General features: G+C 70.5%; 11 protein-coding genes. All 11 read left to right on the forward strand.

Translation table 11 applies throughout. The features are described from left to right. Positions 1-6: 6 nt before the first annotated feature. Genes AY578_RS19195 through nuoL form a run of 11 tightly spaced genes read left to right on the forward strand, consistent with a single transcriptional unit; the run spans position 7 to position 12,442 of the window. A complete protein-coding gene (locus tag AY578_RS19195; protein ID WP_006133126.1) occupies positions 7-561 on the forward strand; it encodes a NuoB/complex I 20 kDa subunit family protein in 555 nt (184 codons plus the stop codon). Further along, the gene (locus tag AY578_RS19200) at positions 558-1,307 is read left to right on the forward strand and encodes an NADH-quinone oxidoreductase subunit C (RefSeq protein ID WP_019524484.1); all 750 of its coding nucleotides are present in this window, start codon (positions 558-560) and stop codon (positions 1,305-1,307) included. Before AY578_RS19195 ends, AY578_RS19200 begins: the two co-directional genes overlap by 4 nt. After that, positions 1,304-2,623, forward strand: coding sequence for an NADH-quinone oxidoreductase subunit D (locus AY578_RS19205; protein ID WP_019524485.1), 1,320 nt, complete (start codon positions 1,304-1,306; stop codon positions 2,621-2,623). The genes AY578_RS19200 and AY578_RS19205 overlap by 4 nt, the downstream gene beginning before the upstream one ends. Continuing rightward, a complete protein-coding gene (gene nuoE, locus AY578_RS19210) occupies positions 2,620-3,480 on the forward strand; it encodes an NADH-quinone oxidoreductase subunit NuoE (protein WP_019524486.1) in 861 nt (286 codons plus the stop codon). Before AY578_RS19205 ends, nuoE begins: the two co-directional genes overlap by 4 nt. Continuing rightward, the gene (gene nuoF, locus AY578_RS19215) at positions 3,480-4,826 is read left to right on the forward strand and encodes an NADH-quinone oxidoreductase subunit NuoF (protein ID WP_137209013.1); all 1,347 of its coding nucleotides are present in this window, start codon (positions 3,480-3,482) and stop codon (positions 4,824-4,826) included. Before nuoE ends, nuoF begins: the two co-directional genes overlap by 1 nt. After that, a complete protein-coding gene (locus AY578_RS19220; RefSeq protein ID WP_258903171.1) occupies positions 4,823-7,324 on the forward strand; it encodes an NADH-quinone oxidoreductase subunit G in 2,502 nt (833 codons plus the stop codon). The genes nuoF and AY578_RS19220 overlap by 4 nt, the downstream gene beginning before the upstream one ends. Then, the gene (nuoH, locus tag AY578_RS19225; RefSeq protein ID WP_019524489.1) at positions 7,321-8,694 is read left to right on the forward strand and encodes an NADH-quinone oxidoreductase subunit NuoH; all 1,374 of its coding nucleotides are present in this window, start codon (positions 7,321-7,323) and stop codon (positions 8,692-8,694) included. The genes AY578_RS19220 and nuoH overlap by 4 nt, the downstream gene beginning before the upstream one ends. Then, positions 8,687-9,328 carry an NADH-quinone oxidoreductase subunit NuoI gene (gene nuoI, locus AY578_RS19230; protein ID WP_019524490.1) on the forward strand — a complete coding sequence of 214 codons (642 nt, stop codon included), beginning with the start codon at positions 8,687-8,689 and terminating at the stop codon, positions 9,326-9,328. The genes nuoH and nuoI overlap by 8 nt, the downstream gene beginning before the upstream one ends. Next, complete coding sequence (locus AY578_RS19235) at positions 9,325-10,167, forward strand: NADH-quinone oxidoreductase subunit J (RefSeq protein ID WP_019524491.1); 843 nt, start codon at positions 9,325-9,327, stop codon at positions 10,165-10,167. The genes nuoI and AY578_RS19235 overlap by 4 nt, the downstream gene beginning before the upstream one ends. Continuing rightward, entirely contained in the window at positions 10,164-10,463 is a 300-nt protein-coding gene (nuoK, locus tag AY578_RS19240; protein WP_004927567.1) for an NADH-quinone oxidoreductase subunit NuoK, read from the forward strand. The genes AY578_RS19235 and nuoK overlap by 4 nt, the downstream gene beginning before the upstream one ends. Before the next feature lie 14 nt (positions 10,464-10,477). Continuing rightward, positions 10,478-12,442 (forward strand): NADH-quinone oxidoreductase subunit L, encoded by a 1,965-nt coding sequence (gene nuoL / locus AY578_RS19245; RefSeq protein ID WP_215188102.1) that lies wholly within the window; start codon positions 10,478-10,480, stop codon positions 12,440-12,442. Positions 12,443-12,446 lie beyond the last annotated feature (4 nt).

Consider the following 12,446-nt stretch of genomic DNA (forward strand, 5'->3'; position numbering starts at 1 on the left):
CAAGTCATGGGACTCGAAGAAAAGCTGCCGAGCGGATTCCTGCTGACCACCGTCGAGCAGGCCGCGGGCTGGGTGCGCAAGTCGTCCGTCTTCCCCGCCACGTTCGGCCTCGCCTGCTGTGCCATCGAGATGATGACCACCGGCGCGGGCCGCTACGACCTGGCGCGCTTCGGCATGGAGGTCTTCCGCGGCTCGCCGCGGCAGGCGGACCTCATGATCGTCGCCGGGCGGGTCAGCCAGAAGATGGCGCCGGTGCTCCGGCAGGTCTACGACCAGATGCCGAACCCCAAGTGGGTGATCTCCATGGGGGTCTGCGCCTCCTCGGGCGGCATGTTCAACAACTACGCGATCGTCCAGGGCGTCGACCACGTCGTCCCGGTCGACATCTATCTGCCCGGCTGTCCGCCCCGCCCCGAGATGCTGATGGACGCGATCCTCAAGCTCCACCAGAAGATCCAGAGCTCCAAGCTCGGCGTGAACGCCGAGGAGGCGGCCCGCGAGGCGGAGGAGGCGGCGCTCAAGGCCCTGCCCACGATCGAGATGAAGGGGCTGCTGCGATGAGCGACGCGAACAACACCGCGGGTGACGGCGTGAACCCCGAGAAGGAGCTCTCCGCCGAGAACCTCCCCGGCCAGCGCGGTCAGGGCGGCGAGGAGATCCGCGTCCAGCGCGGCATGTTCGGCGCCAACAACGGCGGCGACACCTCCGGTTACGGCGGCCTGGTCCGCTCGGTCCGGCTCCCGGGACCGGCGGCCCGCCCCTACGGCGGCTGGTTCGACGAGGTCGCCGACGAACTGGAGGGCGCGCTGGAGGAGCAGGACCTCCTCCCGGAGAACGCCATCGAGAAGACGGTCGTCGACCGCGACGAGATCACCTTCCACATCGAGCGCGAGCACCTCGTGCGGGTGGCGAAGACCCTGCGCGACGACCCCGCGCTGCGGTTCGAACTGTGCACCGGCGTCAGCGGGGTGCACTACCCGAACGACAAGGGCCGCGAGCTGCACGCCGTCTACCACCTGCGCTCGATCACCCACAACCGGGTGATCCGCCTGGAGGTCAGCGCCCCCGACAGCGACCCGCACATCCCGTCGCTGTTCTCCGTCTACCCGACGAACGACTGGCACGAGCGCGAGACGTACGACTTCTTCGGCATCGTCTTCGACGGTCACCCGGCCCTGACGCGGATCATGATGCCGGACGACTGGCAGGGCCATCCGCAGCGCAAGGACTATCCCCTCGGCGGCATCCCCGTCGAGTACAAGGGCGCCCAGATTCCCGCTCCGGACCAGCGGAGGTCGTACTCGTGAGCACGCACGCAACCCCTCGCGAGACCACCGAGGGCACCGTCTACACCGTCACCGGCGGCGACTGGGACGAGGTCGTCGAGACCGCGGCCCGCACCGACGACGAGCGCATCGTCGTCAACATGGGTCCGCAGCACCCGTCCACGCACGGAGTGCTCCGGCTGATCCTGGAGATCGACGGCGAGACCGTCACCGAGGCCCGCTGCGGCATCGGCTACCTCCACACCGGCATCGAGAAGAACCTCGAGTACCGGACGTGGACCCAGGGCACCACGTTCGTGACGCGCATGGACTACCTGACGCCGTTCTTCAACGAGACGGCGTACTGCCTCGCGGTCGAGAAGCTGCTCGGCATCGAGGACCAGGTCCCGGACCGAGCCTCGATCATCCGGGTGCTCCTGATGGAGCTGAACCGGCTCTCCTCCCACCTGGTGTGCATCGCCACCGGCGGCATGGAGCTCGGCGCCACCACGATCATGATCTACGGATTCCGTGACCGTGAGCTGATCCTCGACATCTACGAGCTGATCACCGGCCTGCGGATGAACCACGCGTACATCCGCCCCGGCGGACTCGCCCAGGACCTGCCGCCCGGCGCGGTCGACCAGATCCGCGAGTTCGTCAAGAAGATGCGGAAGAACCTCCCGGAGTACGACAAGCTCGCCACCGGGAACCCGATCTTCAAAGCCCGTATGCAGGACGTCGGTTACCTGGACCTGGCCGGCTGCATGGCCCTCGGCGCCACCGGACCGATCCTGCGCTCCACCGGCCTCCCGCACGACCTGCGCAAGGCGCAGCCGTACTGCGGCTACGAGACGTACGACTTCGACGTCCCGACCGCCGACACCTGCGACTCCTACGGCCGGTTCCTGATCCGGCTCGAGGAGATGCGCCAGTCGCTGCGGATCGTCGAGCAGTGCCTGGACCGGCTGGAGCCCGGCCCGGTCATGGTCGCCGACAAGAAGATCGCCTGGCCCGCCCAGCTCGCCCTGGGCCCCGACGGACTGGGCAACTCCCTCGACCACATCAAGCAGATCATGGGCACCTCCATGGAGGCCCTGATCCACCACTTCAAGCTGGTCACCGAGGGCTTCCGCGTCCCGCCGGGCCAGGCCTACGCGGCCGTCGAGTCGCCCAAGGGCGAGCTCGGGGTGCACGTCGTCTCCGACGGCGGCACCCGCCCCTACCGGGTCCACTTCCGCGACCCGTCCTTCACCAACCTTCAGGCCATGGCGGCGATGTGCGAGGGCGGCCAGGTCGCCGACGTCATCGTCGCCGTCGCGTCCATCGACCCCGTGATGGGAGGCGTCGACCGGTGACCACCTCTTCTTCCGAGCGGGGCGTCAGCCTGGGCATGCCGGAACTGCCCGCGCCGGCCTACCCGGACGACGTCCGGGCCCGGCTGGAGACCGACGCGCGCGAGATCGTCGCCCGCTACCCGGACTCCCGTTCCGCCCTCCTGCCGATGCTGCACCTGGTGCAGTCGGAGGAGGGGCACGTCACGCGCACCGGCATGCAGTTCTGCGCGGACATGCTCGGCCTGACCACGGCCGAGGTGACCGCGGTCGCCACCTTCTACACCATGTACCGGCGCCGCCCGAGCGGCGACTACCAGGTCGGGGTGTGCACCAACACCCTGTGCGCGGTGATGGGCGGCGACGCGATCTTCGAGGAGCTCCAGGAGCACCTGGGCGTCGGCAACGGCGAGACCACCGCCGACGGCAAGGTCACCCTGGAGCACATCGAGTGCAACGCGGCCTGCGACTACGCGCCCGTGGTGATGGTCAACTGGGAGTTCTTCGACAACCAGACGCCCGAGAGCGCCAAGCGCATGGTCGACGACCTGCGCGCGGGCCGCCCGGTCGCGCCCACCCGCGGCGCGCCGCTGTGCACGTTCAAGGAGACCGCCCGCATCCTGGCCGGCTTCCCCGACGAGCGCGAGGGCGCCGTCGAGGCCACCGGCAGCGCGGGCCCCGCCTCCCTCATCGGTCTGAAGCTGGCCAAGGGCGAGGCGGCCCCCGCGCGCGTGGTGCACCCGCGCGGCGAGGCGCCGCAGGACGCCCCGCCGCACGAGCCGTCGCCCACCGAGCACCTCAGCTCGCACGACGCGCCGCAGGACACGGCGGCCTCCGACCCGGCCCACCCGTCAGGACCTGTCGCCGAGGAGGGGGAGTGATGACCTTGGCACCCGAACTGAAGGACACCGGCCCGGAGAAGCTGCTCGCACCGGTGCTGTCGGCCTTCTGGGACGAGGACAAGTCCTGGACGCTGGACGTCTACAAGCGGCACGACGGGTACGAGGGCCTGCGCAAGGCGCTCGCCATGTCGCCGGACGACGTCATCGCGTACGTCAAGGACTCCGGACTGCGCGGACGCGGCGGCGCCGGCTTCCCGACGGGCATGAAGTGGCAGTTCATCCCGCAGGGCGACGGCAAGCCGCACTACCTCGTCGTCAACGCCGACGAGTCGGAGCCGGGGACCTGCAAGGACATCCCGCTGCTCTTCGCCAACCCGCACAGCCTGATCGAGGGCATCGTCATCGCCTGCTACGCCATCAGGTCGTCGCACGCCTTCATCTACCTGCGCGGCGAGGTCGTCCCCGTGCTGCGCAGGCTGCACGAGGCCGTGCGCGAGGCGTACGAGGCGGGGCTCCTCGGCAAGAACATCCTCGGCAGCGGACTCGACCTCGAACTCACCGTGCACGCGGGCGCGGGCGCGTACATCTGCGGTGAGGAGACCGCGCTGCTCGACTCCCTCGAGGGGCGCCGCGGCCAGCCCAGACTGCGTCCTCCCTTCCCCGCCGTCGCGGGCCTCTACGCCTGCCCCACGGTGGTGAACAACGTCGAGTCCATCGCCTCGGTTCCCGCCATCATGAACCGGGGCAAGGAGTGGTTCCGCTCCATGGGCAGCGAGAAGTCCCCGGGCTTCACGCTCTACTCCCTCAGCGGCCACGTCGCGAGCCCCGGCCAGTACGAGGCGCCGCTCGGCATCACCCTGCGCCAGCTGCTCGAGATGAGCGGCGGCATGCGGCCCGGCCACCGGCTGAAGTTCTGGACGCCGGGCGGCTCCTCGACGCCGATGTTCACCGACGAGCACCTCGACGTCCCCCTCGACTACGAAGGGGTCGGCGCCGCGGGCTCCATGCTCGGCACCAAGGCGCTGCAGTGCTTCGACGAGACCACCTGCGTGGTCCGCGCCGTCACCCGCTGGACCGAGTTCTACGCCCACGAGTCCTGCGGCAAGTGCACCCCCTGCCGCGAGGGCACGTACTGGCTCGTCCAGCTGCTGCGCGACATCGAGGCCGGCAAGGGCCGGATGTCCGACCTCGACAAGCTGAACGACATCGCGGACAACATCAACGGCAAGTCCTTCTGTGCCCTCGGCGACGGCGCCGCCTCGCCGATCTTCTCGTCGCTCAAGTACTTCCGCGAGGAGTACGAGCAGCACATCACGGACCGTCGCTGCCCCTTCGACCCGGCCGCGTCGACGGCCTGGGCCGACCGTACGGAGGTGCACGCATGACTGTGACCACCAACGCTCCCTCCGGAGGGGGAGAGGCGGCGGTCCCGCCCGAGGACCTCGTGACGCTGACGATCGACGGCGCCGAGATCAGCGTGCCCAAGGGCACCCTGGTCATCCGGGCCGCCGAGCAGCTCGGCATCGAGATCCCCCGGTTCTGCGACCACCCGCTGCTTGCGCCGGCCGGCGCCTGCCGCCAGTGCATCGTGGAGGTCGAGGGCCAGCGCAAGCCCATGGCGTCCTGCACCATCACCTGCACCGACGGAATGGTGGTGAAGACGCAGCTCTCCTCGCCGGTCGCGGAGAAGGCCCAGAAGGGCGTGATGGAGCTGCTGCTCATCAACCACCCGCTGGACTGCCCCGTCTGCGACAAGGGCGGCGAGTGCCCGCTGCAGAACCAGGCGATGTCGCACGGCAGCGCCGAGTCCCGCTTCGAGGGCAAGAAGCGCACCTACGAGAAGCCCGTCGCGATCTCCACGCAGGTGCTGCTGGACCGTGAGCGGTGCGTGCTGTGCGCCCGCTGCACCCGGTTCTCCAACCAGATCGCGGGCGACCCGATGATCGAGCTGATCGAGCGGGGCGCGCTCCAGCAGGTCGGCACCGGCGAGGGCGACCCGTTCGAGTCGTACTTCTCCGGCAACACCATCCAGATCTGCCCGGTCGGCGCGCTCACCTCGGCCGCCTACCGGTTCCGCTCCCGCCCGTTCGACCTGATCTCCTCGCCGTCGGTGTGCGAGCACTGCTCGGGCGGCTGCGCCACCCGCACCGACCACCGGCGCGGCAAGGTCATGCGCAAGCTGGCCGCGGAGGACCCCGAGGTCAACGAGGAGTGGATCTGCGACAAGGGCCGCTTCGCGTTCCGGTACGCGCAGCAGCGGGACCGGCTCGACACCCCGCTGGTGCGCAACGCGGAGGGTGAGCTGGAGCCGGCGTCCTGGCCGGACGCGCTGCAGATCGCGGCGCAGGGCCTGCTCGCCTCGCGGGGCCGCACCGGTGTGCTCACCGGCGGCCGGCTCACCGTCGAGGACGCCTACGCGTACAGCAAGTTCGCGCGGGTCGCGCTCGCCACCAACGACATCGACTTCCGCGCGCGCGTGCACAGCACGGAGGAGTCCGACTTCCTCGCCGCGCGCGTCGCGGGACACGGCGTCGACCTGGACGGCACGGGCGTCACGTACAAGGCGCTGGAGAAGGCCCCGGCGGTGCTGCTGGTCGGCTTCGAGTCGGAGGAGGAGGCCCCCGGCGTCTTCCTGCGGCTGCGCAAGGCCTGGCGCACGCACGGTCAGCGCACCTTCGCGCTGGCCACGCACGCCACGCGCGGGCTGACCAAGGCCGGCGGCACGCTGCTGCCGGCGGCGCCCGGCACCGAGACCGAGTGGCTGGACGCGCTGGCCGCCGGCGTCGGACTGGAGGGCGACGGGGCCGCGGCCGCCGAGGCGCTGCGCGCCGAGGGCGCGGTGGTCGTCGTCGGCGAGCGGCTGGCCGCCGTACGCGGCGGCTCACCGCCGCCGTGCGGTTCGCCACCGCGACGGCTCCCGGCTGGTGTGGATCCCGCGCCGGGCCGGGGAGGGGGCGCCGTCAGGCGGCGCGCGCTGCCGTCGCTGCTGCCGGGCGGCCGCCCGGCGACCGACCCGCGCGCCCGGGAGGAGGTGGCCGCCCTCTGGGGCGTCGCCGAACTCCCGCACCGCTTCGGCCGGGACACCGCGCAGATCGTCGAGGCGGCCGCCCGGGGCGAGCTGCAGGCGCTGCTGGTCGCGGGCGTGGAGGTCGCCGACCTGCCCGACCCGGCCCGCGCCCGTGCGGCGCTCGCCGAGGCCGGGTTCGTGGTCTCCCTGGAGCTGCGGCCCGGAGAGGTCACCGAGCTCGCCGACGTGGTCCTGCCGGTCGCCGCGGTCGCCGAGAAGGCCGGCACCTTCCTCAACTGGGAAGGCAGGGTGCGGCTGTTCGAGGCGGCGCTCAAGCCGGACCAGATGACCCGGCGGCCCGCGCCGTCCGACGCGCGCGTGCTGCAGATGCTCGCCGACGCCATGGACGTGCACCTGGGCCTGCCGGACCTGCGCACGATCCGCTCGGAGATCGACCGGCTCGGCCTGTGGGACGGCCCGCGCGCCGCCGACCCGGTGGAGACCGCGGGCGCCCTGCCCCGGCCGGCCGCCGGCGAGGCGGTCCTCGCCGGGCACCGGCTGCTGCTCGACCTGGGCCTGCTCCAGCAGGGCGACGAGGCGCTGGCCGGCACCCGCCACGCCGCGCTCGCCCGGCTCTCGGCCGCCACGGCCGCCGAGGTCGGCGTCAAGGACGGCGACACGCTCGCGGTGACCGGCCCCGCCGGGACGGTCGAACTGCCGCTGTCCGTCACCAAGATGCCCGACCGGGTGGTCTGGCTCCCGCTGAACTCCACGGACGGCGGGGTCGCCTCCGGCGCCGGGGCGCTCCCCGGCTCCCTCGTCCGCATCGGCCCGGCGACCCTCGCCGGCGAGGCTCCCCAGGAGGTGGAGGCATGAGCCCGTACCTCGCCGCTGAAGACCTCTCGATGTTCGGCCGCGACCCCTGGTGGCTGATCGCCCTGAAGGCGGTGTTCTGCTTCGCCTTCCTGATGGTGACCGTGCTCATCTCCATCGTCATGGAGCGCAAGGTCGTCGCCTGGATGCAGCTGCGCATCGGCCCCAACCGGCACGGCCCCTGGGGCATGCTCCAGTCGCTCGCCGACGGCGTGAAGCTCATGCTGAAGGAGGACGTCGTCGTCAAGCGCGCGGACAAGGTCGTCTACGTCCTCGCGCCGATCGTGGCGGCCATCCCGGCGTTCATGGCGTTCGCCGTGATCCCCTTCGGACCGGCCGGCAACGAGATCTCGATCTTCGGCCAGCGCACCACGATGCAGCTCACCGACCTGCCGATCGCGATGCTCTACATCCTCGCGGTCGCCTCGGTCGGCATCTACGGCATCGTCCTGGCGGGCTGGAGCTCCGGCTCCACCTACCCGCTGCTCGGCGGTCTGCGCTCCTGCGCCCAGATGATCTCGTACGAGATCGCGATGGGCGCCGCGTTCGCCTCGGTGTTCCTCTACTCCGGGTCGATGTCCACGTCGACGATCGTCGAGGCGCAGACCGACCGCTGGTACGTGCTGCTGCTGCCGGTGTCGTTCCTCATCTACATCGTGACGATGGTCGGCGAGACCAACCGCGCCCCGTTCGACATGCCGGAGTCCGAGGGCGACCTGGTCGGCGGCTTCAACACCGAGTACTCGTCGATCAAGTTCGCGATGTTCATGCTCGCCGAGTACATCAACATGGTGACCGTCTCGGCGGTCGCGGTGACCCTGTTCCTGGGCGGCTGGCGGGCCCCGTGGCCCATCAGCACCTTCTGGGAGGGCGCGAACCACGGCTGGTGGCCGATGCTCTGGTTCACCGGCAAGCTGCTCACCCTGCTCTTCGGCTTCGTCTGGCTGCGCGGCACGCTCCCGCGCGTCCGCTACGACCAGCTGATGAAGCTCGGCTGGAAGGTCCTCATCCCGGTCTCCCTGGTGTGGCTGATGGCGGTCGCCACGGTCCGGGCGCTGCGCAACGAGAACTACGAGTTCGCCGACATCGCGCTCTACATCGCCGGCGGCGTCCTCGTCCTGCTGCTCCTCTCCTTCGTCGCCGACATGTTCCGCGGCCGGGGCGAGGAGAGCGGACAGCCCGCGGACCAGCCTCCGTTCGACCCGATGGCGGGCGGGTTCCCCGTGCCGCCGCTGCCCGGGCAGGAGCTGCCCCCGGCGCCGCGGCGCCGCCCGCGCCACGAGCGGGAGCTCGTTGTCAGTGGCGGAACCGATACTCACAGTGACGAACCCCAGGGCGGTTCCACCGACGGAAAGGAGGGGTCCGATGGCTGAGGAACCGAAGGACACCAAGCCCGGTTTCCTGAACCCGGTGGCCGGCTTCGGCGTGACCTTCAAGGCCATGTTCAAGAAGCGGCTCACCGAGCAGTACCCGGAGCAGCAGAAGACCACGGCCCCGCGCTTCCACGGACGGCACCAGCTCAACCGCCATCCGGACGGCCTGGAGAAGTGCGTCGGCTGCGAGCTGTGCGCCTGGGCCTGTCCCGCCGACGCGATCTACGTCGAGGGCGCGGACAACACGGACGAGGAGCGCTACTCGCCCGGCGAGCGGTACGGCCGCGTCTACCAGATCAACTACGCCCGGTGCATCCTGTGCGGGCTGTGCATCGAGGCGTGCCCGACGCGCGCGCTGACGATGACCAACGAGTTCGAACTGGCCGACTCCAGCCGGGCCAACCTCATCTACACCAAGGAGCAGTTGCTCGCCGGCCTGGAGGAGGGCATGGTCGAGGCCCCGCACGCCATGTACCCGGGCACGGACGAACAGGACTACTACCGCGGTCTGGTGACCGAGGCGGCGCCCGGCACGGAGCGTCAGGTCGCGCACTCCAAGGGCGAGGTGGTCCAGGAGGCCGAGTCCACCTTCGGTCCGGAGGAGCCGGCCTCGGAGAAGGTGATCGGGCGATGACCGAGCAGCTCGCCGCGTATTCGACCTCCACCGGCGAGGCCGTGCAGTTCTGGATCCTCGGCACCGTCGCCGTGATCGGCGCCCTGTGCACCGTCTTCATGCGGCGGGCCGTGCACAGCGCGCTCTGCCTCGCCGGCACCATGATCATCCTGGCCGTGTTCTACCTGGCCAACGGCGCCTACTTCCTGGGCGTCGTGCAGATCATCGTCTACACCGGCGCGATCATGATGCTGTTCCTCTTCGTGGTGATGCTCGTCGGCGTCACGGCCGCGGACTCCCTGAAGGAGACCATCAAGGGCCAGCGCTGGCTGGCTCTGCTGTGCGGCCTCGGCTTCGGCATCCTGCTGGTCGGCGGCATCGGCAACGCCTCGGTGAGCCAGTTCGTCGGCGTCGGCGAGGCCAACGCCGGGGGGAACGTCCAGGGCCTCGCCCAACTGATGTTCACCCGCTACGTCTTCGCCTTCGAGATCACCGGCGCGCTGCTCATCACGGCGGCCGTCGGCGCGATGGTGCTCACCCACCGGGAACGCACCGAGCGGGCGAGCACGCAGCGCGAACTGGCCGAGCAGCGCGTCCGCGAGGGCAGGTACCTGCCGCCGCTGCCCGCCCCCGGCGTCTACGCCCGGCACAACGCGGTCGACATCGCGGGCCTGCTGCCCGACGGCACCCCGTCGGACCTCACCGTCAGCAAGACGCTGCGGGACCGCGGCCAGGTCCGTGACGTGTCGCGGGAGGCGCTCAACGACCTGCGGGCGCTGGAGCAGCGCGCGGAGGAGCGCCTGGAGCGCCGCGCGATCCAGCCGCCGAACTTCAAGCGGGCCGAGGAGGCGTCGAAGTGAATCCCGTCAACTACCTGTACCTGGCGGCGCTCCTGTTCACCATCGGCGCCACCGGTGTGCTGATCCGGCGCAACGCGATCGTGGTGTTCATGTGCGTCGAGCTGATGCTCAACGCCTGCAACCTGGCGTTCGTCGCCTTCTCCCGTATGCACGGCAACCTCGACGGCCAGATCATCGCGTTCTTCACGATGGTCGTCGCCGCCGCGGAGGTCGTGGTGGGGCTGGCGATCATCGTGTCCCTGTTCCGTTCCCGCCACTCGGCCTCGGTCGACGACGCCAGCCTGATGAAGCTGTGAGGGGCTGCTGAATCGTGGAGAACCTGATTGCGCTGCTGGTGGCGGCGCCTCTGCTCGGAGCGGCGGTCCTGCTGTGCGGCGGCCGCCGGCTGGACGCCGTCGGCCACTGGATCGGCACGGCCCTGGCCGCCGTGTCCTTCGCCCTCGGCCTGGTGCTCTTCACCGACCTGCTGGGCAAGGGCGCCGAGGACCGCACGGTCGTGCAGCACCTGTTCAGCTGGATCCCGGTGGAGGGCTTCCAGGCGGACGTCGCCTTCCGGCTCGACCAGCTGTCGATGACGTTCGTGCTGCTGATCACCGGCGTCGGCTCGCTGATCCACCTCTACTCCGTCGGGTACATGGAGCACGACGAGCGGCGCCGCCGCTTCTTCGGCTACCTGAACCTCTTCCTCGCGGCGATGCTGATCCTGGTCCTCGCCGACAACTACCTGCTGCTGTACGTCGGCTGGGAGGGCGTCGGTCTCGCCTCCTACCTGCTGATCGGCTTCTGGCAGCACAAGCCCAGTGCGGCCACGGCCGCCAAGAAGGCCTTCCTGGTCAACCGCGTCGGTGACATGGGCCTGTCCATCGCGATCATGCTGATGTTCCTGTGGTTCGGCACCTTCGCCTTCGGGCCGGTGCTCGGCGGCCACGGGGAGGCCGCGCTCGCCGGTGAGGCGGGCGAGGGCAAGCTGACCGCGATCGCCCTGATGCTGCTGCTCGCCGCGTGCGGCAAGTCCGCCCAGGTGCCGCTGCAGTCCTGGCTCGGGGACGCGATGGAGGGCCCGACCCCGGTCTCGGCCCTCATCCACGCCGCGACCATGGTGACCGCGGGCGTCTACCTGATCGTCCGCTCGGCGGCCGTGTTCAACGGCGCGCCGGACGCGCAACTGGTGGTGACCGTCGTCGGCGCGGTCACGCTGCTGTTCGGTGCGATCGTCGGTTGCGCCAAGGACGACATCAAGAAGGCGCTGGCCGGCTCGACCATGTCGCAGATCGGCTACATGGTGCTGGCCGCGGGCCTCGGCCCGATCGGCTACGTCTTCGCGATCATGCACCTGGTGACGCACGGCTTCTTCAAGGCCGGCCTCTTCCTCGGCGCCGGTTCGGTCATGCACGGCATGAACGACGAGGTCGACATGCGCCGCTACGGCGGCCTCGGGAAGTACATGCCGGTCACGTTCGTCACCTTCGGGCTCGGCTACCTCGCGATCATCGGCTTCCCGGGCCTGTCCGGCTTCTTCTCCAAGGACAAGATCATCGAGGCGGCGTTCGCCAAGGGCGGCACCGAGGGCTGGATCCTCGGCGCCTGCGCCCTGCTGGGCGCGGCCATCACCGCGTACTACATGACGCGGGTGATGCTGATGACGTTCTTCGGCGAGGAGCGCTGGCGCAACGCGCCGACGCCGTCCCCGGCCTCCCCGGACGTGGAGCCGGCCGCGCAGACCGGCGGCGCCTACGAGCCGCCGCACCCGCACGAGTCGCCGAAGGTCATGACGGTCCCGATGATCGTCCTGGCCGTCGGATCGGTGTTCGGCGGCGCGTTCTTCAGCGTCGGCGACCGCTTCCTCCACTGGCTGGAGCCGGTCACCGGGCACTCTCACGGACACCCGCCGGTCGGCGCGCTGACGGTGACGCTGTCCACGGTCGCGGTGATGGTCATCGGCGTGGCGATCGCCTGGGCGCAGTACGGACGGCGCCCGGTGCCGGCCGTCGCCCCGCGCGGTTCGCTGCTCACCCGGGCCGCCCGCCGCGACCTGTACCAGGACGACTTCAACCACGTGGTCCTGGTCCGCGGCGGCGAACACCTCACCCGCTCGCTGGTGTACGTCGACCACACCCTGGTCGACGGGGTCGTCAACGGCACGGCCGCCTCCGTGGGAGGTCTGTCCGGGCGGATGCGCAGGCTGCAGAACGGCTTCGCGCGGTCCTACGCGGTCTCGATGTTCGGCGGCGCGGCGGTCCTCGTCGCCGCGACCCTGCTGATGAGGGCGGTCTGATACC

This window comes from Streptomyces thermocarboxydus, assembly GCF_024760485.1.
GTDB lineage: Bacteria > Actinomycetota > Actinomycetes > Streptomycetales > Streptomycetaceae > Streptomyces > Streptomyces cellulosae.

Coding starts and splice junctions, on each gene's coding strand:
- AY578_RS19195 (WP_006133126.1), top strand. CDS start 7: ATGGGACTCGAAGAAAAGCTGCCGAGCGGATTCCTGCTGACCACCGTC.
- AY578_RS19200 (WP_019524484.1), top strand. CDS start 558: ATGAGCGACGCGAACAACACCGCGGGTGACGGCGTGAACCCCGAGAAG.
- nuoF (WP_137209013.1), top strand. CDS start 3,480: ATGACCTTGGCACCCGAACTGAAGGACACCGGCCCGGAGAAGCTGCTC.
- AY578_RS19220 (WP_258903171.1), top strand. CDS start 4,823: ATGACTGTGACCACCAACGCTCCCTCCGGAGGGGGAGAGGCGGCGGTC.
- nuoH (WP_019524489.1), top strand. CDS start 7,321: ATGAGCCCGTACCTCGCCGCTGAAGACCTCTCGATGTTCGGCCGCGAC.
- nuoI (WP_019524490.1), top strand. CDS start 8,687: ATGGCTGAGGAACCGAAGGACACCAAGCCCGGTTTCCTGAACCCGGTG.
- AY578_RS19235 (WP_019524491.1), top strand. CDS start 9,325: ATGACCGAGCAGCTCGCCGCGTATTCGACCTCCACCGGCGAGGCCGTG.